The organism is Brevibacillus sp. NSP2.1 (assembly GCF_000470975.2).
Classification (GTDB): domain Bacteria; phylum Bacillota; class Bacilli; order Brevibacillales; family Brevibacillaceae; genus Brevibacillus; species Brevibacillus agri.
Genome location: NZ_CP048274.1, coordinates 182,244 through 207,804, shown reverse-complemented (window position 1 = coordinate 207,804; position 25,561 = coordinate 182,244). Strand labels below are relative to the sequence as shown.

22 protein-coding genes are annotated in these 25,561 nt (G+C 52.8%); 4 read left to right on the top strand and 18 right to left on the bottom strand.

Annotated elements, in window-relative coordinates:
* Positions 1-7 precede the first annotated feature (7 nt).
* From M655_RS01155 to M655_RS01140, 4 genes are all read left to right on the top strand, one after another.
* A complete protein-coding gene (locus M655_RS01155; protein ID WP_007778144.1) occupies positions 8-664 on the top strand; it encodes an amino acid ABC transporter permease in 657 nt (218 codons plus the stop codon).
* Positions 661-1,383 (top strand): amino acid ABC transporter ATP-binding protein, encoded by a 723-nt coding sequence (locus M655_RS01150; RefSeq protein WP_005826823.1) that lies wholly within the window; start codon positions 661-663, stop codon positions 1,381-1,383. Before M655_RS01155 ends, M655_RS01150 begins: the two co-directional genes overlap by 4 nt.
* Positions 1,384-1,483: 100 nt before the next feature.
* The gene (locus M655_RS01145) at positions 1,484-2,161 is read left to right on the top strand and encodes a response regulator transcription factor (protein ID WP_005826821.1); all 678 of its coding nucleotides are present in this window, start codon (positions 1,484-1,486) and stop codon (positions 2,159-2,161) included.
* The gene (locus M655_RS01140) at positions 2,158-3,153 is read left to right on the top strand and encodes a sensor histidine kinase (protein ID WP_026557666.1); all 996 of its coding nucleotides are present in this window, start codon (positions 2,158-2,160) and stop codon (positions 3,151-3,153) included. Before M655_RS01145 ends, M655_RS01140 begins: the two co-directional genes overlap by 4 nt.
* A gap of 103 nt (positions 3,154-3,256) precedes the next feature.
* Here the strand turns inward: M655_RS01140 and lpdA are convergent, their stop codons facing one another.
* The 18 genes from lpdA to M655_RS01050 all read right to left on the bottom strand — a co-directional run bounded on the left by lpdA (position 3,257) and on the right by M655_RS01050 (position 25,399).
* Positions 3,257-4,636 carry a dihydrolipoyl dehydrogenase gene (lpdA, locus tag M655_RS01135; RefSeq protein ID WP_026557667.1) on the bottom strand — a complete coding sequence of 460 codons (1,380 nt, stop codon included), beginning with the start codon at positions 4,634-4,636 and terminating at the stop codon, positions 3,257-3,259.
* A gap of 12 nt (positions 4,637-4,648) precedes the next feature.
* Positions 4,649-5,965 carry a dihydrolipoamide acetyltransferase family protein gene (locus tag M655_RS01130; protein WP_025846955.1) on the bottom strand — a complete coding sequence of 439 codons (1,317 nt, stop codon included), beginning with the start codon at positions 5,963-5,965 and terminating at the stop codon, positions 4,649-4,651.
* Positions 5,966-6,062: 97 nt separating this feature from the next.
* Positions 6,063-7,100, bottom strand: coding sequence for an alpha-ketoacid dehydrogenase subunit beta (locus M655_RS01125; protein ID WP_005826813.1), 1,038 nt, complete (start codon positions 7,098-7,100; stop codon positions 6,063-6,065).
* A gap of 18 nt (positions 7,101-7,118) precedes the next feature.
* Positions 7,119-8,111, bottom strand: coding sequence for a thiamine pyrophosphate-dependent dehydrogenase E1 component subunit alpha (locus tag M655_RS01120; protein ID WP_005826811.1), 993 nt, complete (start codon positions 8,109-8,111; stop codon positions 7,119-7,121).
* A gap of 272 nt (positions 8,112-8,383) precedes the next feature.
* A complete protein-coding gene (locus tag M655_RS01115; RefSeq protein ID WP_026557668.1) occupies positions 8,384-9,217 on the bottom strand; it encodes a lipoate--protein ligase family protein in 834 nt (277 codons plus the stop codon).
* Between the two features lie 37 nt (positions 9,218-9,254).
* Entirely contained in the window at positions 9,255-11,165 is a 1,911-nt protein-coding gene (locus M655_RS01110; protein ID WP_007778120.1) for a sigma-54-dependent Fis family transcriptional regulator, read from the bottom strand.
* A gap of 196 nt (positions 11,166-11,361) precedes the next feature.
* Positions 11,362-13,059: a DUF262 domain-containing protein gene (locus M655_RS01105; protein ID WP_005835596.1), complete on the bottom strand. Its 1,698-nt coding sequence runs from the start codon at positions 13,057-13,059 to the stop codon at positions 11,362-11,364.
* Positions 13,060-13,196: 137 nt separating this feature from the next.
* Entirely contained in the window at positions 13,197-13,742 is a 546-nt protein-coding gene (locus M655_RS01100) for a hypothetical protein (protein WP_026557669.1), read from the bottom strand.
* A 184-nt stretch (positions 13,743-13,926) separates the two neighbouring features.
* Entirely contained in the window at positions 13,927-14,976 is a 1,050-nt protein-coding gene (locus tag M655_RS01095; RefSeq protein WP_025844693.1) for an LLM class flavin-dependent oxidoreductase, read from the bottom strand.
* A gap of 267 nt (positions 14,977-15,243) precedes the next feature.
* Positions 15,244-16,629, bottom strand: a complete 1,386-nt coding sequence (locus tag M655_RS01090) for an amino acid permease (RefSeq protein ID WP_005830611.1) — start codon at positions 16,627-16,629, stop codon at positions 15,244-15,246.
* 401 nt (positions 16,630-17,030) lie between these two features.
* Entirely contained in the window at positions 17,031-17,810 is a 780-nt protein-coding gene (locus M655_RS01085; RefSeq protein WP_026557670.1) for a sensor histidine kinase, read from the bottom strand.
* 43 nt (positions 17,811-17,853) lie between these two features.
* Positions 17,854-18,600 (bottom strand): response regulator transcription factor, encoded by a 747-nt coding sequence (locus tag M655_RS01080; RefSeq protein WP_025844687.1) that lies wholly within the window; start codon positions 18,598-18,600, stop codon positions 17,854-17,856.
* The gene (locus M655_RS01075) at positions 18,572-19,498 is read right to left on the bottom strand and encodes a VanZ family protein (RefSeq protein WP_026557671.1); all 927 of its coding nucleotides are present in this window, start codon (positions 19,496-19,498) and stop codon (positions 18,572-18,574) included. Before M655_RS01075 ends, M655_RS01080 begins: the two co-directional genes overlap by 29 nt.
* A gap of 277 nt (positions 19,499-19,775) precedes the next feature.
* Complete coding sequence (locus M655_RS01070; RefSeq protein ID WP_025844685.1) at positions 19,776-20,591, bottom strand: alpha/beta hydrolase; 816 nt, start codon at positions 20,589-20,591, stop codon at positions 19,776-19,778.
* Positions 20,588-21,616, bottom strand: coding sequence for an ABC transporter substrate-binding protein (locus M655_RS01065; protein WP_035422931.1), 1,029 nt, complete (start codon positions 21,614-21,616; stop codon positions 20,588-20,590). Before M655_RS01065 ends, M655_RS01070 begins: the two co-directional genes overlap by 4 nt.
* A gap of 61 nt (positions 21,617-21,677) precedes the next feature.
* Positions 21,678-22,868, bottom strand: a complete 1,191-nt coding sequence (locus tag M655_RS01060; protein WP_026557673.1) for a helix-turn-helix domain-containing protein — start codon at positions 22,866-22,868, stop codon at positions 21,678-21,680.
* 437 nt (positions 22,869-23,305) lie between these two features.
* A complete protein-coding gene (locus M655_RS01055; protein WP_005830628.1) occupies positions 23,306-23,530 on the bottom strand; it encodes an ABC transporter substrate-binding protein in 225 nt (74 codons plus the stop codon).
* A gap of 366 nt (positions 23,531-23,896) precedes the next feature.
* Positions 23,897-25,399 (bottom strand): malate:quinone oxidoreductase, encoded by a 1,503-nt coding sequence (locus M655_RS01050; RefSeq protein WP_026557675.1) that lies wholly within the window; start codon positions 25,397-25,399, stop codon positions 23,897-23,899.
* Positions 25,400-25,561 lie beyond the last annotated feature (162 nt).

The window sequence follows — 25,561 nt, the reverse complement described above, 5'->3', positions numbered from 1 at the left end:
GCGAAGCATGGACACATTAAACCTGATTGCAGACGCATCTCCCCTTTTGCTGAAAGGGCTTGAGAATACGATAAAAGTAGCTTTTCTTTCTTTGCTTTTTGCCACTGTTCTCGGACTTTTCTTCGGCCTCTTGCGTGTATCGAAGCGAAAGTCGCTACAAATGATTGCGAAAGTCTATGTAAGCATCATTCGGGGTACCCCGCTGTATGTACAAGTTATTTTCTTTTACTTCGGCGTGTTTCCACTACTGTTTGGACGAGCTACCGATGCGGTGTCTGCCGGCATCTTCGTTCTCAGTCTTAATGCAGGGGCGTATTTGGTAGAAATATTTCGCGCCGGCATAGAATCCATCGACAAAGGCCAAATGGAGGCAGGCCGAGCCATCGGCTTTACCCATGGCCAAACAATGGCATACATTATCATGCCGCAAGCAATCAAGCGAATGATCCCCGCAATCGTCAACCAGTTCATTATCAGCATTAAAGATACGTCACTGCTTGCCACCATCGGAATTGCGGAGCTTACATTCACGGCTCAGACAATTTATGCGGTAAACTTCAAAGCTTTCGAGTTTTTAGGTACAGTTGCCGTCATTTACTGGGTTCTGATCTATGTGCTCACATGGTTCTCCCATTGGCTGGAAAGGAGGTTGGCGGCACGATGATTCAGGTGAATCAGTTGGCAAAATCATTCGGGAATCTCCATGTACTCAAGAACATCAACGCCCATATCAAACGCAAAGAGGTCGTATGTGTCATCGGCCCCTCGGGCTCCGGCAAGTCTACTTTTCTCCGATGCATGAATCTTCTTGAAGAACCTACAGCCGGTGAGATCATCATCGACGGGATCAACATTATGGATAAGCAAACAAATATTAACGCCCTTCGGCAAAAAGCCGGAATGGTATTTCAGCAATTTAATCTCTTCCCGCACAAAACATCATTGGAAAACATTACGCTGGGCCTGATTAAGATCAAAAAATACAGTACAGCATCTGCCGTTGAAAAAGGAAAAGCCCTGCTTGCGAAAGTAGGTCTTCTAGAAAAAGCAGATGTCTACCCGCGAAATCTGTCTGGCGGTCAGCAGCAAAGGGTGGCGATTGCAAGAGCTTTGGCTATGGAGCCGGAAATCATGCTGTTTGATGAGCCTACATCAGCACTCGATCCCGAAATGGTCGGGGAGGTTTTGCAAGTGATGAAAGACTTGGCCCAGGAAGGAATGACGATGGTGATCGTCACACACGAAATGGGTTTTGCCAAAGAGGTAGCTGATCGAATCCTGTTTATGGATCAAGGAATTGTTGTAGAAGAAGGCACGCCTGAACAGATGTTTTTCCACACCCAACAAGAAAGAACGCGGGAGTTCCTGAACAAGGTACTGTAGCTCGCTTCTCTTTTTCAACCTCTGGATTCTCTTGAATTCAGAGGTTTGCTCCATTCCGGTATAATAGTATGTATTACATCGTGAGGGGGAGTTTTTGCAGATGGCGTACACCGTCTTTTTAGTTGAAGATAATCAGGATTTAAACTCCATCTTGCAGAAGTATCTGGAAAACGCAGGCTATACCGTGGAAGCATTTCTGGACGGCTTCTGTGCCCAGCAAAAAATCCGGGAGACACCTGACCTCTGGATCTTGGACATTATGCTGCCCGATACGACCGGATACACCTTATTCAAAGAGATCAAAGCAATCCACCCGGATATTCCTGTTATCTTTATCTCTGCCAAAAACCAGGAAATCGACCGGGTTGTCGGTCTGGAACTAGGCTGCGACGACTACATCTCCAAACCATTTTTACCGCGAGAACTGATCTTGAAAACGCAAAAGCTGCTGGAACGCAAAAACGGCACAAAGCCTCATCGGCACGCTATAAACAAAATAAACGACTATACCATTCACCGCGAAAACCACACCATTCATCACGAAGGTGTTTCCATATCCCTGACCAGCAAGGAGTTTGAGCTATTGCTGTTTTTCATTGACCATCCAAATCGTGTGTTCTCTCGGGAACAAATTTTGGAACGATTGTGGGACAAAAACTATTATGGCTCTGATCGTGTAGTCGACGATACTGTGCGGCGCATACGAAAAAAAATGCCAAAGCTGTCCATAGAAACTGTCTATGGCTACGGTTACAGGTATAGGCTGGTGAATGGATGAGAGACAAACCGTTTGGACTCCAAATATGGGTAATCATGACCGCTTTTCTCACTTTTATTACGGGGATCATCACGGTTGTACTCGTCACATATGTCTCGGTCGATGTCCTAATCAATCTCGTTCGGCTTCTCGTCATACTCTCTATCATCAACATCTGCATAGCCAAGTTTATCTCGAATAAAATTACCGAGCCATTGCGCTACTTGGAAAAGAAGGTTCGCAAAATTGCAAACAAGGAGTGGGAAGAACCGATTGATCTAAATCGCGGAGACGAATTCGGCAAACTGGCTTCCTCTATTAACATGATGCAAGAATCGCTCAAGAAAATGGAGATGGAGGAAGAAATTTTTTTACAAAGCGTTTCCCATGATTTGAAAACACCTATCATGGTCATCCACAGCTATTCCCAGGCGCTTTTGGATCGAATCTATTTGAACGACTCTTTTGACGAGACGGTTGCTGTCATTATTAAAGAAGCGAAGCATCTCGAAAAAAAGGTAGAAAAACTGCTGTACCTCAACAGTCTCGACTATATATTAGAAAGAAAAAGTGAATGTAAGCCCACGAACGTCCAAGCAATTGTTCACAATCTCATCGAGAGATTTTTACTGGTGCAAAACAATATCGTCATTCACAACCAGATGAAAACTGTGTTTGTCTGGGGAAACGAGGAAGAGCTTACGGTAGCACTGGAGAACATTTTGGAAAACAATATGCGCTTTGCCAAATCTTCTATCTGGATATCGGTGAACCGCGTTCTCGTCCAAGAAAAAGAACTCGTGGAAATCATCCTGGAAAACGACGGTCCCCCGATCGAAGCTGAACAGCTAGATCAGTTGTTCAACCATTTTTACAAAGGGATGAACGGAAAATTCGGACTTGGGTTATTCATCACGAAAAAAATCATCCAATTCCATAATGGAGAAGTACACGCAGAAAACAGGGGAAAACGCGTGAGGTTTACCATCTTGCTGCCAAGCACGACCAACTGACGCTGCTTCTTCTCGATAAAAAACAGATAGCCCTCCCTTGGCTCGGTGGAGGGCTATCTGTTTCACATTTTTGCATCGCTTGCAGTCATCGACTTTTGTTCCGCTATCCGTGAATCGCATGTCCCAATGCCCCGCGAACCGCCTCGTTCAGCGCCTCTGAAAGCGTAGGATGCGGAGCGATAAAGTTCTCCATGGCATCTGCCGTCATTTCGGCATGCAAAAGAAGCGCCGCCTGCCCGATCAGCTCTGTTGCCAGCGGCCCCACCAACGTCACGCCGACGATCTCGTGGTACGCCGGCTCCACCAGCACTTTTACTTTGCCTGCGGCTTCCTGCAAAATCATCGCCTTGCCGTTGGCCGAAAAAGAAAACTCGCCGACGAGCAGCCCTGCGTATTGCTCTCTGGCCTGACGCTCCGTCAATCCGACGGAAGCCACCTCCGGCGATGTATAAATGCAACGAGGCACAGCGCGCAGGTTGAGCATGGCTTCCTCGCCGCATGCGTTGCGAGCAGCAGTCTCGCCTTCGTGAAAAGCTACGTGGGCAAGCTGAATCGTTCCGCGCGCATCACCTGCGACATAAATATGCGGCTGGCTCGTCTGCAAGCGCTCGTTTACCTCGATCCCGCGCGCTGTCGCTTTTACCCCGGCTCGATCGAGCGAAAGTCCGTCCAGACGCGGCTTTCTTCCGATCGCTACCAGGACGGCATCTGCCTTGAGTTCCTTTACCCCCTCCGGAGTACGGATGCGCGCCAGCCTGCCCGTGCGATCCAGTGCTTCCACGCTGCTCCCCAGATGCAACTGCACGCCCTCCTGCTTCAGGCTGCGCTCCAGAAATGCCGCGATGTCAGCGTCTTCTCCCGGCAATAGTTGCTCCGCCAGCTCCACCATGACGACCTGGCTGCCCATTCTGCTGTAAACGGAAGCAAATTCGCAGCCGATCACTCCCCCGCCCACGATGAGCAGCACGGGCGGAGCCTTTTCCAATGACAGGCAGTGACTGCTGTTCAAAATCCACTCCCCGTCGAATGGAGCAAAAGGAAGGGCGATTGGCTCCGCCCCGGTCGCTACAATAAATTTCTCTGCCTCTACGCTGCTCGTGCCGTCTGCCGTTTCTACCCGCAAAGAGCGCTCGTTTTGAAACGTCGCGCGTCCTCGCATGACCTGCACCTGATTGCGCTTCATCAAGTACTGCACGCCGCCAGTCAACTTTTGAACGATGCCCTGCTTGTAGGCGTGCACTTTCTCCCATTGGACTCGCGTCTGGTCCACAGGGCTTTCGATGCCGAAGCGTCCTGCATGCAAGACGTGCTGATATGTGTCCGCGCACTCCAGCAGCGCTTTGGTCGGCATGCAACCTTCGTTCAGGCAGGTGCCGCCCAGCTCCTTTTGTTCGATCAGCACAACCTGCTTTCCGGCACGCGCCGCCGTAATTGCCGCCACGTAGCCCGCTGGTCCTCCGCCGATAATCGCGATATCGTACATGCCCTTCCCTCCCTAGACCAGCAGGCTGTGCGGTTCTTCCAGGTAAGACCGGACTGTCGCCAAAAACGCCGCAGCCGGAGCGCCGTCGAGCACCCGATGGTCAAATGTCAGGGAGAGCGGCAATATGCTGCGGCGTTGCAGCTCGTCGCCGACAAATACAGGCGTGTCCTTCGCCGCGCCTACGCCCAATATCCCGGCTTCCGGCGGATTCAGCACAGGTGTAAAGGTGTCTACGCCATAGCTGCCCAGGTTGGTGATCGTAAAGGTAGAGCCTTTCATTTCTTCCGGCGCAAGCTGATTTTGTCTTGCCCGTGCGCTGACGGATTTCAGTTGGCTGGACAGCTCGGCAAGCGTCTTCTGCTCGGCCTGGCGAATGACGGGGACGACCAGACCTTTTTCCAGCGCGACGGCTATTCCGAGATGAACCTCTTCGTACAGCTCGATCCGGTCTTCCACATACGCGCTGTTCATCTGCTTGTGCCGCAAAAGCGACAGAACGACCGCCCTGGCAATCAAATCGGTAACGGACAGCTTGAGCTGGTAGCGGCGCTCCATTTCTGGCGAGAGCTTTTCCTTCAGTTGCAAAAGCTCGGTAATGTCCGCCTGCATCGTGATCGTCAGTTGGGCGCTTTGCTGCAGGCTCTGGTACATCCGCTCGGCAATGACTTTGCGCATGCCGGAGACAAGAATGCGCTCAGGCTGCTTTTCGGCTGTGTTCACGGCCGCTGCCGCATGGTCGCTGCTGCCCGCGACAGGTGCAACGCTCGTTTGCACGCCAGCAACTTGTGCCGCCGCATTCGTCTCTTTTTCCCCGCCAGCCTGAATGAAGCGCTCCACGTCTTCTTTGGTGATTCTGCCCTGCGGCCCTGTGCCCGTCAGCTTTGTGTAGTCAATGCCCGCTTCTTCTGCCATCTTGCGCGCTACAGGCGAGATTTTGATCCCATCCCGCGGACGATCCAGTACGGCAGTTGCAGTTGTTGCCGCTGGCGCTCCTGCTTTTGTCCGCTGCTCATCCGAAGCCGCCAGCGCAGCGGCCGACTCGGCAGTCGCTTTTGCCGACGCGGTGACAGAGGCCGTCCCTGCCAGTTCCCCTGGCTGTCCGATCACTCCAAGCACGGTGCCGTAGGGGACCACGCCACCCTCGGGAACCTCGATTTTCAACAGCACGCCGTCTGCAGCGGCCTCTACTTCCATTTCAATTTTTTCCGAGCTGATGTCGACGATGCCCTCGCCTTTTTTTACCGCCTCTCCCTCGCGCTTCTTCCAGGCGATAACCGTACCTTCCACCATTGCCATTCCCAGCTTGGGCATAATGATATTTTCTGCCATTTTGCTCTCTCCTCTCCTGCCTTGCCTACGCGCTTGTGTTCAGCCGAAAAAGCACCCGGCATTGCTCGTTGCCGACAGCCGGGTGCTGCCCAGTCGATCAGGAAACGGCGGTAATCGAAGCGTCTCCGATCATTTCCGACACGACCTGAATGACCTTTTGCGGCGATGGCAGATACAGATCCTCCAGCACCGGAGAAAACGGAACAGGGGTATGCGGCGCTGTGATCCGTTTGATCGGCGCATCCAACGTGTCGAAGCCTTTATCGGCCACAAGCGCTGCGATATCGGTGGCGATGCTGCAGCGCGGGTTCGCCTCGTCGATCACGATCAGGCGATTCGTCTTCGCGACGGAAGCCAAAATCGTATCCTCATCCAGCGGCGACAGCGTGCGCGGATCGACTACCTCGACCTCGATTCCCTTCTTCGCCAACTGGTCGGCTGCCGCAAGCGCTGTCTGTACCTGCTTGCCGATGGCGACAATCGTCAGGTCGCTGCCCACGCGCTTGATGTCCGCTACGCCGAGCGGGATCGTGTAGTAGCCTTCCGGAACTTCTCCTGTGGTGTTATACAGCGTTTTGTCCTCGAAGAAAATGACCGGGTCGTTGTCCTCGATGGCGGCGAGCAGCAAGCCTTTTGCCTCATACGGCGTGGACGGCACGACTACCTTGATGCCCGGGATGTGCGTGAACATGGCGTACAGGCTCTGCGAGTGCTGCGCTGCCGCCCGGAATCCGGCGCCGTGCATCGTGCGAATCGTGATCGGAACCTGCGCCTTGCCGCCAAACATGTAGCGGAATTTCGCCCCCTGATTCATCACCATGTCGAGGCAGCTTCCGATAAAATCGTTGAACATCAGCTCGGCAATCGGCCTCATCCCTGTTGCCGCAGCCGCCATGGCCGCCCCGATGTAGCCCGCTTCGGTAATCGGCGTATCCAGCACGCGCTCGCGGCCGAACTCCTGCACAAGCCCTTTGGTCACGCCAAGCACGCCGCCCCACGCTTCATCGTCCTGCAAATGGTCCACCTGCGCGCCGCCAGCCACGTCCTCGCCCAGCAAAATCACGTTCTCGTCGGCTCTCATCGCCAGCTTCATCGCTTCGTTTACAGCGGCAGAAAAGCTGATTTTTCTCGTCATGTTCTCCATCCTCCTCTCTTAGTACGACACGTACACGTCTGTCAGCAGCTCTTCGGCGTTCGGATACGGGCTTTCCTCGGCAAAGCGGATTGCCTCCTGAATCGCCGCTTCCACCGACTGCTCGATCTCTGTCAGCTCCGCGTCAGCGAGCGTTTGCGATGCAGTCAAATGATTGCGGAACGTCGCAATCGCATCTTTTTCGTTCAAGTGCTCCTGCTTGTCGCTCTCTTTTTTGTATTTTTGCGCATCCCCTTCGAAATGCCCGTAGTTGCGGTAAGTCACACATTCAATCAGGGTAGGGCCTTCGCCGCGCCGCGCACGGGCTACTGCTTCCTCCGCCGCCCGGTAAACAGCGAGTACGTCTTTGCCGTCCACTCGCACGCCCGGCATATTGTAACCGCTTGCACGATCGGCGATATGAGTGCAGCTCGAGGCGTATGTAAACGGCGTCGCCTCTCCGTACCCGTTGTTTTCTGCCACAAACACGACAGGCAGCTTCCAGATCGCCGCCAGATTCAAGCCTTCGTGGAAAGTTCCCTGGTTGTTTGCGCCATCCCCAAAGAAACATACGCTGACCGCACTGGTCTTTTTCAGCTTGGCTGTCAACGCCGAGCCACACGCCAGCGGGAATCCGCCTCCGACGATGCCGTTTGCCCCCAGCATCCCTTTGTCCAGGTCCGCGATGTGCATCGAGCCGCCCTTGCCTTTGCACAGCCCTGTCGCCTTGCCGTAAATCTCCGCCATCATTCCATTCAAGTCGCACTCTTTGGCAATGCAGTGGCCGTGACCACGGTGCGTGCTGGTAATGCTGTCCTGCTGGTTCAGATGTACGCCCAGCCCAACCGCAATCGCCTCTTCTCCCGCATACAAGTGAACAAAGCCTGGCAGCTTGCCCTGTCCGAACAACACGTGAACCGCGTCCTCGAATTTGCGGATCTCCAGCATTTTGCGGTACATCCATTTCGCCTGCTCACGGGACAGCACCTGTTCTTCCGCCTGGATTACTTTCATCAGATACGCCTCCTCCATCGTGACTTGTCTGGAACGACCGGTCGATCGCTCTTGCCCTTTTCTATGTGCAATCCTTGTGCCAGCCTGGACCTGTCCGACAAAAACGCGTATTTGCGCCATGTTTCCGCCTCGTTTTGCCGGGACATGTCCCTCGCAGGTGAGACAAACTGAGACGGGCGTCCCATTTTGTCTCATTTTTTCTCAATTCTCACTGGGCCGCACCTGCCTCTGTCCGGCTTGGTCGATGGCAGAAAATAAAAAAGGCCGGTTCTTTAAGAACCGACCAGGTGACGCTGTCTTCCTTGCAGCATATGGAGCGCGCTCTCCGCCTCCCGGGCAAGCCATGGCGGACAGACATCCAGCACCGAAAACGAAGATGCTGCCTGTGCGTGCAACACCTTGCGTATTCGCGCGGCCAACCATTCGGCTCCACCCGGCAAGCCCAGCTCGGACAGGCTTGCCATCCGTTCAGGCTGCACCTGCGGATACTGCTCGACACAGGCTCCTTGGGCAGCCGTCTCGTAAAAGGACTGGACGACCTCACCGTACGCACGCCCGCAGCCCTCTGCATTGATGAACGCCTGCACAGCAACGGCGCGTGTCAAACGCCTCTGGGCAATCCCGCAAAATTTATAGCCGTCGATGGCAAGATCGTACGTCCCTGGACAATAGGAGCCTACGACCTCGCCGCTGTTCATGCGCTCTCCATCGTCGCCCAACGCTGCGCGAATCAGCTCGACCATTTGCGCGAAAAACGGCTCGGGATTCAAGTCGGCAGCTCCGACAGGCATCACCAGCGACAGATTGACCACGCCCGGAGCGAGCGGAACGGCCGCGCCCCCCGATTGGCGGACAGCCGTGCGATATCCTTTTGCCTCCAGCTCGCGAACAGCCTCCGCCGCCTGTGGCAGCTTGGCGTCCCGCGAGCCGAGCACCACTGCCTTTTCGTGCCGCCAGAGGTGAACCAGCGGCGCGATTGCCGCATCTTTTGCACACAGGCGGGCGTACGCTTCGTCGATGCCAAACGGGACAAGCACGTCCCCCGTATGTATCCGGGAGGTCGTGTCGAGCAGTTGCAGCGTCGTTTGTCGCCATGTCGGTTGCATACGTGCGTTCCTCCCTGTTGTTTTCGTCGTCAGAGGCTCAGAGCCGATACTTTTTCAGCTTGCGGTAAAAAGTGCTGCGCGGAATGCCCAGCAGCTCGGCCGCCACAGACGCGCTGCCGCCGCTCTTTTCCAGCGCCTGGACGATCGTTTGCCGTTCCAGCTTCTCGCGATAGCGCAAGGAGTCCGGTTCGTAAAAAGCTGGCTCGTTTGCCGCGTGACCTGCGCCGAGGCGCAAATCTGTACTTGGCTGGTCCGGATACACGGAGACGGAAAAATCGTGGTTCAGATCGGGCCGGGTTAAGCCGGCAAGAAAACGCTTCCAATCTTCTCTGGGAATCACTCTGAGACGCTCCACCACGTTGTACAGCTCGCGAATGTTTCCCGGCCAGTCGTAGGCTAGCAGCTCCTTTTGCAAAACGTCCGGCAACTCCAGCTCGTCGTAGCCGTTTTTGCGGCAATAATGCCGAATGAGCAGCGGAATGTCCTCCTTGCGCGAACGAAGCGGCGGCAGCGAGACGGGCAGCACGTGCAGCCGATAGTACAAGTCCTCGCGAAACGTGCCTTCGCTCACCTGCTGGCGCAAATTGCGGTGCGTAGCCGCGATGACGCGAATATCCAGCGATTGTTCTTCCGCACTCCCGATCGGCGTGACTTTTCGCTCCTGGAGGACGCGCAGCAGAGCTACCTGCATCGCCGCCGGAATTTCCCCGATCTCGTCGAGAAACAGCGTTCCCCCGTTGGCCTGCGCCAGCTTGCCCTTGTACCCGCGGCGGCGCGCCCCCGTGAAGGCTCCCTCGACGTAGCCAAACAGCTCGCTTTCCATCAGCTCGCGCGGGATCGCCCCGCAGTTGACCGCGACAAACGGCCCTTCCCGGCGCGGGCTGTTGTCGTGAATCGCTTGCGCCGCCAGCTCTTTTCCCGTGCCGCTCTCGCCGTAAATCACGACATTGCCGTCCGTTGGCGCAATTCGCTCCAGCTCCCGCAGCACACGGGCAAAAGCCGCGCTGGTTCCCTTCTCGCCTTTGAACTGAAACGCGGGGCTGCCGCTGAGAAAAATGCGCGGAGCCCGCGTGCTGCTGGGAGTCAGCTCGACAATCCAGCCGATCAAGCCGTTATGGCGCCCGGAGAACACCGGGGCTTGCCTGACCTCCATCAGCCCGTATTCGGCCAGCTCGCGCCGCGTCCGTCCTGACCAGCCAGCAATTTGTTTGCGTATGCCCGCACTCGCGTACACCACCCGCTCTTCCTGGTTGTAGACGATCAGATGCCGTTCCGGTTCGTCCGCCAAAAGCACGGAGCGCTGCAGCAATTCCAGCTCGTCCTGCTGCCGCTGCTTCATCCACGCCTGCTCGATGGAGTACGCCAATGTCATAACGGTCGCCATCGTCTGGGGATGGCTGCGCTCCAGCGGGCTGGATACGTCAATGACCCCGAGCAGGCCGCCTGCTTCGTCGCGAATCGGCGCGGCAAAACAGCTCCAGCGATGAGAGGCAACAGAATAATGCTCCGTCCCGTTGACCATGATCGCTTCCTTTGCCATGAGCGCCGTTCCGATGGCATTGGTCCCTACCTCTTCCTCCGTCCAGCGCACGCCCTCGACGAAATTGATCGCGTTCGCATCCAAAAGCGCCCGTTTTTCGCCGCGCATGCTCAACACATAGCCCTCGGGATCAATCACGAGCGCAATCATTCCCACATCGTGAATAAAAGGCGACAGTCGGTCGATCTGCGGCAAGGCAAGCTCCAGCAAAAGCCGGCTGCTCTCCTGCTGCCTTTTCAAAGCGTCTCCTGCCAACACAACCTGTCCCGTTCCTGCGTACGGATTTACCCGATTTCTTTTGCAGCGATGCCACGACTCTGTAATCCGTTTGTTGATTCGTGCTGAGTCAATTACACCTTCTTGAACAAAACGTTTCCACATCCGCAACGAAACGCTTTCCTCGAACATGCATCAACCACCCTCCGCTTTACGAATCAATCCTTTCCCTCAAGATTATCCCGAATGTTCAGAAGTTTCAAGGTCTGTCTGTAGTTCATGACTACCACTCATCAAAACAAAAGGGAGGATTTAACAAACTTGTGACTTCCCCTTTTCAATCTTAAAGAAAAAGACACCTTCGAACTTATCGAAGGCATCCAGTTGTTCAGGGACTGGTCGTCGTGCTTTTCGCGTGCAGGTTCCAGGCGTTTTTGAGCAAGTCGATCAGCTTCTTTTGTCTCTTTTTCAAAACATCCGGCGTCCACTCTTTCTCCTGAATCACTTGAGTCGTGAGCGCAAATGAGCTGATCCCGTTGCTCGTTTGAAAATAGGAGGCTTTCTTCTTTTGAAAATCATAGTTTTTGGCCTGCGCATTTTTGGCCCGTGTCAGCAACACGAGATTGCCCAGTTTATGAACGTACTCGGAAGGATTGGGGAAATGCTGCAACCAGTCGCTGTTCGGTTTGGGCGTTTGCGGCAAGACGTGCTCGACGGTAATAACCGAATAGTCGTAGTAAGGCTGCCCTGCCGTCAAAAGCGAGTCCAGGCGCAAAAGCAAATAGCGCTTCGCCGTATCCTTGAGATCCGTGTACACATCTCCGTTCAGCATGCGAATGACTTCCTGCTTATCCTCTTCCGTCACCTCAAGAGCCGACTCGTCGGAAAACATGTCGACGCCTTTATCCATCTCTCGCAAAATTTGCGAGTACCGCGACATGCGCCAGTTGAAGTTTTTCCGCAAAATCATGCTCGTACCAGCCAGCACCTCCAGGCGGTAGAGAAAATCTTCTACCTTTTGGTTGTGATGACGCATGTAGTACATGGCAGGCGGAATCCAGTCGTTGTTGTCAATCCGGTTCAACAAGCTCAAAATCTTGATAAGCTGTGGCTGCTGGCTGAAAAATGAATTGTAGTTTACCAGCTTTAAATAAATCTCCCCATACGGGATCAAGTATTCATCAATAAACCGGCTGCCGCTGATCGTGGAAAAAATCTCGTTGTACTCGTCTTTGTAATTCGCGCTGCCTTTTCGCTTCTGGATAATCATCCTCATGTGATCGAACAGCTTGTTGAAACGGTCCCTGCCGAGAGAAACCTCGACGTCTTCCCACTTGCTTGTGTAGTGGTCCTGCTCATGTTTCGGGATATCGCCAATGACCTGCGCTTTGAAAATATCGCTCGTCATCAGATCCAGCCCGCGATCATTCAGCACGGTAAAAATGCGGAAAGCCGAATCAAAATTGGGAGTCGACACCACGACAATATAGCAAAGCGTTGCGATCACGCCAGGCAGCGTCTTGACCGTCTGCGGATCCAATTCGTTGAGCCGCTCCAAAAAGTACAGGGCGTTGTCCCGAATCGCCTTTTGACTGTCCGTTTTCACGGGCGTATCTGCATTCAGCTTTTGCGTAGCGCCCCGCTCCTGAATGCTCACTTTGAAAAAGTCGCTGTCGCGATTGCGCAGACAGAGACGGTACGTATCGGCAATGTTTCGAATCTTGCTCCCTCTTTGCACGATCATGTCATCAATCTCGGCAGCGTAGTCGTCGCCCAAATAATCCCGCAATACCGCAAGCAAAATCGTCAATGTCGTAAGCCGCTGCTGGCCGTCCAACACTTCTGCATGAGGGCCGTCTTTCTTGACCAGCACAATGCTGCCGAGAAAATAAGGCTCCTCTACATCGCCAATATTTTTTTCCGTAATCCCGTAATGTTCGATAAAGTCGAGCAAATCATCCAGCAGTTCTCCCGCTTCGTTGGTCGTCCATGAGTACGGACGCTGAACGGAAGGAATCGTAAACAAGTAATCATCGGAAAAGACTTTATGTAAAGGAGTCTCCTGCGCAAATAACGTCGTCTTCAAAATGCTGCCTCCCCGAATGCTTGTAATGGGTGATCCAACTAATGAAATAGGTATTATTGCCCACCTAGGAATATACCCTACTTTCCAGTTCTTTGAAACCGTTAATTCATCCGATTCTGGAAAACGTGCCTATTCGCCTATTTTTTCAGTACAAAGTCAGACATGACGACTTTTTCCCACTGTATCCCTTTTGGTTTTACATTGGTGTAAAGCGTGACAGAGCCGTTATGTTCGATTACCGCCTTCAAATGAAAGTTCATTTCTTTGGGCTGCAAATACTCGTCGTGCAACTGCTGATATCGCGGGTCGCCTTTGGCTTTTGCCGCCTTGATGTAGTCTACGGTGTCCGGGTCTTTTTCGAAGTTTTTATATTTCACCTGATACCCGAAAATGGCTTCCACTTTTCCATCGACGGTTTTTTCCTCGTAGTCGGACAAAGTAAACGCCAGCAGCTCATAGTAGGGCGAGAACGCCTTTTTGCATTCCTCCACCATATAGCTGGCGATTTTGTTCTGGTTTGCGGAGATGTCTATCGTCTGATTCAACGCAGCACCGGCATCAGCCGCGGCCGGAGCTTCTTTCGGCGCTGGCAAGGCGTTCTCCTGTACAGTTTCCTCCGGGGCGCAGCCGCTGACAAAAGCTGCGAAAAGCATGCAAAAGCACGTGACGACCACTTTTTTCATAGGAAGCCCACCTTATTTGCTTTGATGATTGGTTACAAGGTAGACGTTCCTGCCGTACGTTACGTCTCGTACTATCCAAATAAAAAAAGGTGGAGCATCTGACTGCTTCCACCTCATACAATCTGCCTTTTTGCTCGTCACGAGGACTCCCCAGACAGAGCAGACCACGCTGCCGACGGCTGGTTCACTCTGCCGCTTCCCACTTTGCCACTTCTTCGCGCACGCGCGGCGCCACCTCGGTGCCCAAGAGCCGAATCGCCTGCATGACCTGATCGTGCGGCATCGTGCCTACAGGAACGTGCAGCATGAACCGGGTGATCCCGACCTGTTTGCGCAGGTGAATGATCTTCGCCGCTACGGTTTCCGGGTCGCCTACGTACAGCGCGCCTTCAAAGCTTCTGGCCGCGTCAAAGCTCGAGCGGTCGTAGTGCCCCCAGCCGCGCTCCCGTCCCAGGACGTTCATGACTTGCTGGGTAGACGGGAAAAACTTGTCGGCTGCCGTCTCCGTATCCCAATCGATGAAGCCGTGCGAGTGGGAAGCCACCTGCAGCTTGCGCGGATCGTGACCGCCTTTGATCGCTGCGCGCCTGTACAGCTCGACCAGCGGCGCAAACTGCACTGGGCGGCCGCCAATGATGGCGAGAACGAGCGGAAGCCCCAGCAGTCCGGCCCGAATGACCGATTGCGTGTTGCCGCCACTGCCGATCCAGACGGGCAGCGGGTCCTGGACAGGCCGCGGATAAATCCCGAGATTTTGGATGGCAGGCCGATGCTTGCCGCTCCAGGTCACCTTTTCCGACGCGCGGATTTTCAGCAGCAGCTCCAGCTTTTCTTCGAACAACTCATCGTAATCGTTCAAATCATAGCCGAACAAAGGAAATGATTCGATAAAAGACCCTCTCCCGGCCATGATTTCTGCGCGTCCGTTCGAGAGCGCATCGAGTGTCGCAAAGTCCTGGAATACACGAACCGGGTCAGCCGAAGACAGCACCGTCACCGCGCTCGTCAGTCGAATCCGCTTGGTCTGTGGCGCAGCCGCCGCAAGCACCATCGCGGGAGAAGACGCAGCAAAGTCTTTCCGGTGATGCTCGCCAACGCCAAACACATCAAGCCCTACCTGATCCGCCAGCACAATTTCCTCGACCACTTCCCGCAAACGCTGCGCATGGCTGATAACCTCGCCGGTTTGTGGGTCCGGCGTCGTTTCGACAAAGGTGCTTACCCCTATTTCCACGCAAAAAGCCCCCTTACTGTTTCGCATTTTTCTTCCAGTGACACACGTAGCTTCTCACCAAATAATATCTTTATTTTAAGATTCTTGAACTTAAATTTCAACCCTGCAACTGCACCGCCTCTTTTTCCCGCACAGATTAGAAAACTTGGCTGCGCCAAGCCATTGGCGAACCTCGAAGGTTAGTTGCCCTGATACTGGATAATTTTTATCTGCACAAAAAAATAGGGACATCGTCGCCAATGTCCCTATCTGTTGCCCAAACGATTATTACCGCTTGGCGTTCCCGTCCTGCTCATCGAGCGGAACTGCCTTGCCAATGCCAAAAGCGTAAAAGCTGATCGTCATGATGCCCAGGAACACAATCCCGGCAATCAGCGAGATGCGTGTTTCATCGTTAATCCACATTCCGACCAGTACCATCAGCAAAAAGGCAATCGTGACGTAGTTGGTCAGTGGAGCAAGCGGCATTTTGAACGGATGATCGCGCAGCTCTGCCGCTCTTTGCTTGCGGAAGCGGATTTGGCTGATTAGAATGACGAACCACGGAACCATTCCAGGCAGCACGCTTGCGCTGTACACATACACAAACAGATTTTCCGGCGCGATATAGCTCAAAATCACGCCGACGCCCAAGCCGATCAGCACGCCGATCGTCCCCAGAAGCGGCACGCCGTTATGGGACAGCTTGGTGAAAATTTTCGGAGCCTGTCCGTTCATACCGAGCGTATAAAGCATGCGACCCGCACTGTAAATACCACTATTACAGCCGGACATCGCTGCGGTGATAACGACAAAGTTAATCAGTCCAGCCGCTGCCGTAATCCCGATTTTCGCAAACGTCGCCACGAACGGGCTGCCAATCGACTGCAGTTGATCCCATGGGTAAACGGTTACAATAACAAAGATTGCACCGATGTAGAAAATGAGAATACGCCAGATGATGCTTTGGATCGCGCTCGTCAACGTTTTCTTTGGATCTTTTGCCTCACCAGCCGTAATCCCGATCAGCTCGACCCCTTGATAAGCCCCGATTACCAATGATAAAGCGAAGAAAAAGCCTGTCCAGCCGCCAGCAAAAAAGCCGCCGTGTTCCCACAGGTTCGACAATCCGATTGCGTTGCCGCCGTTACCGATTCCGAAGAAAATCAGGCCAAATCCGGCGATAATCATCAAGACGATCGTAACAATTTTAATCATAGCGAACCAAAACTCAAATTCACCAAACGATTTAACGGAGAACAAGTTCGCTGCCCCGAGAATCAGCATGGCAATAATCCCGGGAATCCAGGCCGGCAAATCCGGGAACCAGTACTTCATGTACGTCCCGACGGCGATAATCTCCGCCATCCCCACGACGACCCACTGGAACCAGTTGCTCCAGGCCGTCAAGTAACCAGCCAAGGGATGAATGTACTTGTAGCCAAACGTCGCGAACGACCCGGTGCTCGGCTCTACATACAGCATTTCCCCCATGGCGCGCATGATAAAAAATATAAAAATTCCTACAATTGCATAAGCAAGCATTACGGATGGACCCGTCCATTGAATCGTGCTTGCCGAACCCATAAAGAGCCCTACGCCAATTGTACCGCCCAATGCGATCATTTGAATGTGGCGCGTTTCCAGACCCCTTTTTAACTCTTTCTTTTCCACTTCGGTTCTTCTTCCTCTCTGCTTTGGCTAGCTGTATTTGCGAAAAAGCTGTAGAGTACTACCTAATCGTACACATCATGAGCAGGCGATCATTTTTACTTGATAAAAAACGTTCTCCTGCATCATGTCGTGCTTCTAATAAAGCATTCCTAATAGTTGGTAAGATTATTCTTCTCCCCCTTTTAGCGTGCTTTACTCCAGAAACACTTGTTTATTGTAATATGTTTTTCTGATAATAACAATTATATTCACTAGAAAAACAGTTGGTAAATCAATATATTCAGACTTATATAAAATAAAAAATATGTGATAAATAAAATAAATTTCTGTGGTCCAAACCTCCCACAAACCCGCATAAAAAAGACACCCTGCACAGGTGTCCCGCTTCCCTACATGATTATCTATAAAGTAATCTTTACTACAGTTCCGCGTCCTTCCTCGCTGTTGATGACGATCTCTCCCTGATGCGCCTTGATGATATCGTGAGCAATCGCCATGCCCAGCCCGGAGCCTTTATGCGCATCGCCCGTGTTCGTCCCCCGGTAGTAACGGTCAAAAATCCGGTTCAGCTCTTCTTTTTTAAACCCTTTTCCATCGTCCGCAATCGTAATGCGCACGCGTTCTTTCTTTTCAACGCTCACCGTAATCTTTACCCCGTCATCGTTGTGGACGAGCGCGTTGTAGATCAGGTTGTTGATCGCCCGCCACATCAAGATTTCATCTGCCTCTACGGGGATGTACTCTTCGCTGAACGCAAATTCGATGTGGCAGTTGGCGTACTTCGGGTCGTTGAGGATGTCAATCACGATGCTGCGCAAGAGCGTGACCATGTTGACCGTCTTCCGCTGCAGCGACAGCTCTTTGTTCCTCAGCCGCGTCGTCAAGTTCAGGTCTTCGATGACCTCTTTGATGTACACTGACTTTTTCTCGATAATCGCTGCATACTCCCTGATTTCGTCCAGCGTAAAATGATAGTCCGGGTCGCGCAGCATTTCCGAGTGCAGGATGACCTGGTTGTCGTAAAAAATCACGTACCGACTGAGATTCGGGTTTTCCATTCCGATGAAGTAGCTGTAGCGCCTGTCTGCGCTCGCCTTTTCCCCTACGAACACGGTCGTATCGCCATTCACTTCCTGGTACTTGTACATTTGAATCATGTCTGCTGGCGTATAATGCTTCATCACGCCTGCGGGCACCCGATAGCCCCACACTTCGTTGCCGTTTTCATCGAGAATCTGAATCCACGCGTTCTTTTTTTGCAGCGCATCTTTTCCTTCTGGTGTCAGCGTGAATGTACCCCAAGCCTTTCATCGTAATCAAATACTTCGGCTGGTCCTCGATTTTTTCCCGCAGCCTGCGAATGTGCACCATGACGGTGTTGTCGATTCCGATAAAATCCTCGCCCCAGACCGTGTCATACAGCTTTTCCTTGCTAATCACTTTGTTGACGTTTTCCAGAAACACCTTCATCAGCCCAAGCTCTTTCGGCTTTAACTCAATGGCAACGCCGTTCTTTAACAGCTCTGCTTTTTGCGGATTCAACTCGATGGGGCCTGCCTTTAGCACAGGGTCTGCTTCCTCCACAGACTCTGCTGCGGCATAGTCTGCTCGCCTCAACTGCGCCTTGACGCGGTAGGCAAGCTCTTTCGGGCTGAACGGCTTTGTAATATAGTCGTCACCGCCGATGGCAAAGCCGAGAATTTTGTCAATTTCCTCTGTTTTCGCCGAAATGAACAAAATCGGCACCTTCGAGATGCTTCTCATTTGTTTGCATACGTCATAGCCTTCCCCATCGGGCAGCATGATGTCCAGCAGCACGAGATCCGGCTTCTTTTCCTGAAATTGAGCGAGGCCGTCTTTGGCCGTCGCAGACGTATAGACGTGTTCGATGCCTTCTTTTTGCAGTACCGTTTTAATGAGCCTCAAAATATCTTCTTCGTCGTCAATGATTAACACCTTTTTTGCAGACATCTCGGCTTAGCCTCCTCAACTGCCCAACCTTTTTATGTGAGAGTATGCCTGACCGCTCCCCATTTATCAAGCCGGGCTTGTTCACCGATAGCGAAAATGCGCAAAAGAGCAAAGCTTTCCGCGAAGGCGTCTCTCCCTGCGGATCGGCAAGCTTGAAGCGCAGCAGGTTCGTCCCTATCGTTTTGCCGCCGCACTGGAGCGGAAGCGCAAAGTAGACAAGCAAAAAGCCCACAGTGGTGCAGAGCATCTCAATCAGTTCATTTGCCGTAAAAAAGCCAATCGTGACAAACAAGACTGCCTGAATCGCAAAATAATCGACCCACACCGCCAGCAACTGCGACAGTGGCGGAACCCGCTCGCTTTGCCGGATTTTGGCCGTTTTCGCCAGCAGCGTTTTTTTCGATGGAAACAGGGCGAGGATAATCGGGCCAATCCAGTAGCCAAACAGCGCTCCGCTGCTGTTCAGCATCAAATCGTCCACGTCAAAGATGCGATACGGACAATTGTAGATGCCGTAAATTCCGGTGACCTGCGTGACCTCGTAAAACAGGGACAGGGCAAAGCCGAAAGCAAGCGCTCGCTTCCAGTGCCGTTTTTCTTGCCAAAAATAGCGCAAATAGACGCCAAAAGGGAGCAGCAGGAGAAAGTTGAAGGTTGCTTGCCAAAAGGCGCTCTGCTGAAAAACCTGCATGTACGTGGTCGGATTGGACCAGACGATTGAGCTGGCCGCAAGCGTATCGCTGACAAAGGAAAAGGGCACAAGCGAATAGTACACCGTATCCGCTGACTGGTGCGCGCACGTATCCCGCGTCTCCGGGAGCGGCAAAAGCACAAGAAACAACGTGGACAACATATAGTACATAAACGAGTAGGCCACGACAGAAGCCCACAGGCTCACATAGCAGTACTTCGGTAGCTGTAGATCAGCCACGGGATTACAAGCACAAATTCGAGCAGGAAAAAAGCGATAAATGCGGTTTGAATCGGGATCAAGTATGCCGACATGCTGCACCTCGTTCGATGGTCATGGACGCGCGTTGGCTCCCGACGCACGCCCACCTGGATGATTCGTCTGTACGATAGACTTTACAAAAATTATCATAGACGGTTGCTGTCATGCAATAAAAAAAGGTTCGGCTGTCATTTTCTGCTGACAGCCGAACTACTGATTCGCGTTATGTGTTTTCTTTTCCGGACCACAAAAACCGCGGCAGGCGGCTGAGCATGGCGGGCAACACCGTCACATGATCTTCTCTGGCGAACTTGATCCATTCCAGACGAAGCCCCTGCTCTTTGAGCGGACTCAACCCCCGGGCGACCTCTTCCGCGCCTTCGAGCATATCCTCCAGCTCATCTGCCCCGATCGTCAGCAGCAGATGACGCTGTTCCTCGCGCTGCCAGCCCGCTTTGAACTGCTCCATTTCCTTGAGCACCTCGTTGTCGGCCCACCAGACGGAAGGGCTGCCCGCCGCATAATGCGTAAACAGATGCGGTCTGGTGAACAAGGCGTGCAGCGTAAACAGTCCACCGAGGGAATGTCCGACAATCGCCTGTCTGGCCGGATCAATCGGCCACTCCTTGGCGATAGCTGGCATCAATTCTGTTTCCAGAAAATCGAGGAAGTCGTCTGCTTCGCCATGCGGCGGCCACGGTGAACCGTCAGGCCGTTTCGGAAGCCCTCCTTCGCTGGCCTGCATCGTAAAGTCGCGGCAACGCCGCTCCATGTCAAACGGCTCCCTGGACGGATAGCCAATGCCAATCACCAAGATCGGGTCGAAGCCCTTCGGCTTGCGCGTCTGCAGCTTGACCGCCTCTGCGAGCGTCTGAAACAGCGCATCTCCGTCCAACGCGTAGACGACTGCGTAACCGCTCTGCGGCGGCTCGTCTTTTGGCGTGGCAATCAAAATCCGGTAGTCGAGTTGCCTGCTCGACCTCATCTCGTACTCAAAGCAACGCTCCGCGATATGAGGTCTTTCTGTCATTTTGTTCATGGCTGAAGGAACCTCACTACATCGTCCATCACTTTGCTTTGGGCAATAAATCCGCCACTCAGCCAGTAATCATTGGACGTCTCGAAGACGCGACCGTTTTTCACTGCCGGAACGTTTTTCCACACTTCGCTTTCCTTCAACTCTTTTACAAAGCGATCCCCCTGATTGCCGTCGTTCACGAGGAAAATATAATCGGCATCCAGCTCAGGCAAAATTTCCAGGGACACTTCAAAAGCGCCGCCTTTCACCAGGCTGCTTGGCTCGAAGCCCAGCTCATGCGCGAGCACATAGCCGCTGAAATAGTCGCTATTCATGAAAAACATGCCTTTGGCATTAAAGCGGATGATTGCAGCTTTTTTCCCTTTTGTGATTCCTTCCAGCTTGGCTTTTGCTTTTGTGACCTTGTCGGCGTAGTCTTTGATCGCTTGCGCTGCCCTGTCTTCCTCCCCCAGCAATTTGCCCAGTTCGCGAATCGAGCTGTTCAAATCGGTGGATGCACTCTTGAACACATACGTAGGCGCGATTTTGGCATATTGCTCGTACACGCCGTTCTCCGCTGCATACGCATTGTGCAAAATAATCAGGTCCGGCTGCGATTCCAAAATCGCTTCAAAAGAAGGCTGTCCGCCCGCAAAACTGATCTGCGGCACGCTGCCGAGCTGATCTTGCAAATATTCCTGCGGGCTTACGCCGTTCGACCATTGCCGTACAGGCTTGATACCCAGCGTGAGCAAAGAATCCTCCATGACCGGAGCAAAAACTTTGGTCGGCTTCGCTGGAATCGTCACCTCATGCCCAAGCTCGTCTTTGACCGTCAGCGGGTAGACGCTCGCCTGCTCAGCCTTGCTCTTTTCCGCGTCTGCCGCATTGTTCTGTGCCGCTGTCTCCTGTTTGCTCGCCTGCGCCTCGGGTGCATCCGCATTCGTCCCGCATGCAGCCAGCAGTCCGGATACAAGCAACAAGGCTGACAGCAGGGCCAACGGTTTGCGAATGCGTCCCCGCCCTTTGTTTCCCGCGTTTATCATCAAAAAAGCTCCCCCTCCAAGTGATAACGATTCTCACATGAAGGAATTATAAAGCAATCCGCTACGTGACTCCATGGACTGGAACAGGTGAAGGGGCTGGATTTTTCCCTGTTAGCATCAAGGTAGCCTCTTCCAGCATCCGGTTCATTGCCAGAGCGGAATATTCGAACCACGGGTTGGAAGGAATGACGTACATCTGCCCGTTCTTGACCGCATTCAGCCCCCGCCATTGCGTGTGGTACTGCAAAGACAGCCAGTATTTTCTGGTGCTTGCGTTCGGACAAATCAACAGCAGCAGCCTGTCAGGATTGAACTGCGCCAACTGGTCGAGCGTAATCTCTTTGTTGGACAACTGCTTTAGCTCCGGGATCGTCGCAAGCGCCAGGTCCCCGTAAAGCATGTCGCGAATCCCTCTGTTGCTGTAGAGGTAGATTTGCTCGCCCGATATGCGAAGCGTGATGAATACATCCGCCCCGACTGCCTGGCTCACGCTCTCCCTCGCCTCCGCCGCCCTCGTCTCATAGTCTGCTATCCATTGTTCACACACGGATTGCCTGTCTACGACTTCGGCCGTTTGCCGAAGTTGCTCCCGCCAATCCGCCGCTCCGATTTCGACGCATTCGATCCCGGAGCTGAGCAGTTGCTTTCGAACCATCGGATCGTGTTCATGGTGCAAAATTAGCATGTCCGGCTTGGCCGACATCAGCTTCCGGAGACTTTCTTCGTCCAGGTCGGCTTCTGGCGAGCTCAGATGGACCTTGATCTGCTCTTGATAGTAGTAGTGGTAATGCGGGCTCCACTTCGGATCAAGCGGTGCGGCAACCGGAACGACCCCCAGCACGAGCAGATTGCCGATGGCAGCCGCCGAAGTGACGGCTACCCGCTTTCTCGTGTCCCTGCTGTATGCAGAAGGCGAAACCCCGACTACTTTTTTAAACTTTCTGCTGAAGTAAAACTCATCGTGGTAGCCGACCTTGCGCGCGATTTCGCGCATATACAAATCGGAATCGCGCAAAAGCTGCTTGGCGTGGCCGATGCGCAGCTCCGTCAAATAGTCCATCACGCTCTGTCCGTACGCTTTTTTGAACGCCTCACCAAAATAATTGGGACTAAGCCCCGCCAACTGCGCCAAGCTCTGGATCGACATCTGCTCCGCAAAACGGCTGGCTATGTACTCACGCACTTCATCCAACGACATGTGCAGCGCATCCGTGCTTCCTGCTTCGCTATGGTTCCGCTCATTACTGAACATGCACAGCCACCTCCTGCACTTTTCAACAATGATGTTTATGCGAATGTGATATTGATAATCATTTTCAAAATTGTAGCACAGGATAGCTGCTTTGGGACGGCAATCTTCCGAATCGCTTCAGACGTGTCGCAATAAAGCAGGCAAAGCAGGGATGAGCTTCGTTGGCCGCAAGTGCCTGTCTCCTTTTTATGAAAAATACCAGGGGCTTATCTATCACAGAAAAAGGGACTGCGACGCCAAGTAGTCTGCGCCCTCCGGCTGATGCAAAACCGCTGCTTTTTTGTACGTGTGCAAACGCAGCTTTTCAACGATTGTTTTCGTCATGCCAATCCCCTTTCGATTTGCCGGGCGATCTGTTCCACACAAAAAAGCCGCTCGCACAACCGGGCGTCGATCCGTCCCCGTGGCATGAGCAGCTTCTTCGGTTGTCGTTTGCTTTATTTCTTGTCAGCCTTCCCCGCCCCGGCCATGATCTGAACGATTTCATCGAGCAGCATGTCCAACGTAATCGGGTCGTCGAAGTTGAATTTGCTGTCCAGCGTGTAGACGCGGCCTTGCTGGACGGCCGGAATCGTTTTCCACAACGGGCTTTCTGTCAGTTGCTTCTGGTGGACGCTTGTTTCATCACTGCCGTTGGTCAAAAGAAAAATATTGTCCCCCATGACTCCACCCCTTGGATATTGGCGCCGTGCATGTCTACGCCACATACGGCATTGCCCCGAAAACACGCGTTTTGCAAGTCAGCGTTTCTCAAGGCTCCCGTCTCCACGCAAACTCTTCTGAAGTGTCTTTCGCCGCTTTGCAGAAACGATTTTAGTTCATGGATGGTTAAGTCTTGATCTGTTACCATGTAACGCCTCCTCTCTCCCTGCGTTTTTGACTGCACGCCATGCTATCTTTGCAAAAATTCTTCGAGGCTGATCTGCCGCTTTTCGTAATCGGCGCCAAAGACAAGCTGAAAAAAACGGCCTTCCCCCTACAAATCGCAGGGAAAAGGCCGCTTCGCTCGTATATTGATTACTGGCTGGCTACCGGGCGACAGCTACTTTTCTGTCCAGCCCCAGCACCTGTGCTGTGTAAGAGTGAATTTCATGCAACAACTCTGGATTGTCCATCAATGACACGCCATAAGAAGGAATCATTTCTTTGATTTTGACTTCCCACTCGTTAATATGCTGCGGGAAGCATTTTTTAATGACCTCAAGCATGACGGACACGGCAGTGGAAGCTCCCGGAGAAGCACCCAGCAACGCTGCAATCGAGCCGTCCGACGCCGTAATGACTTCGGTACCGAACTGCAGTGTTCCTTTTCCGCCTGCCTCGGTGTCTTTGATAACCTGCACGCGCTGGCCGGCCACGACCAAATCCCAATCCTCGCTCTTCGCGTTCGGGATAAACTCGCGCAGCTCTTCCATGCGCTGCTCTTTGGACAGCATGACTTGCTGGATCAGGTACTTCGTCAACGACATTTCTTTCGCGCCTGCTGCCAGCATTGTCAGCACGTTGTTCGGTTTGACAGAAGTAATCAAATCGAACATGGAGCCGGTTTTCAGGAACTTCGGCGAGAACCCGGCAAAAGGCCCGAACAGCAACGATTTCTTGCCGTCGATGTAGCGTGTGTCCAGATGCGGAACAGACATTGGCGGAGCGCCAACCTTGGCTTTTCCGTAAACTTTTGCATGATGCTGCTCCACGATATCCTGGTTTTTACAGACCATAAAGATACCGCTTACCGGGAATCCGCCAATGCGCTTCCCTTCCGGAATACCGGATTTTTGCAGCAAATGCAGGCTTCCGCCACCGCCGCCGATAAAGACGAACTTCGCCTTATGGCGTTGGACGATGCCGTTCTTGAGATTTTTCACTTTCAATTCCCAAGAGCCGTCGCTGGTACGTTTAATATCATCAACGCTATGCTCATAGTTTACTTCAACGTTTTTCGTCTTCAGGTGGTCAAACAACATCCGCGTCAAAGCCCCAAAGTTGACATCCGTTCCCGTGTCGATCTTTGTGGCTGCGATTGGCTCATTCGAAGAACGGCCTTCCATCACGAGCGGAATCCATTCCTTCAGTTTTTCCGGGTCATCGGAAAACTCCATGCCTTGGAACAGAGGATTTTGGGACATCGCTTCGAAACGCTTCTTCAAAAACGAAACATTTTTCTCCCCTTGCACCAAGCTCATGTGCGGCAAAGGCATGATGAAATCTTGCGGATTGCTAATCAGCTTGCTTTTTACGAGATGAGACCAAAACTGCATGGAAACCTGAAACTGCTCATTGATCTTGATCGCCTTGCTAATGTCGACCGATCCGTCTTTCTTTTCCGTGGTGTAGTTCAGCTCACAGAGTGCAGCATGCCCGGTTCCGGCATTGTTCCATTCGTTGGAGCTTTCCTCTCCTGCTTTGGAGAGCTTTTCAAACACTGTAATTTTCCAGTCTGGTACTAATTCTTTCAGCAGTGACCCTAGAGTCGCACTCATGATGCCGGCACCAATTAAGATAACGTCTGTTTGCATTTGTCTGTTACTCATTTTTACCGTCCTAACTCGCTGGTATTTGGAGAAAAGATGCAGGCGGCTCCTGATCTGGCCCCGTTGCAAGTCAGGGTGCTACCTAGTACACACCTTTTCTGGAATAATTACAACCTGTTATATAGTGTATCACTTTTATCTTTAGAATAAAATATTTGCTAT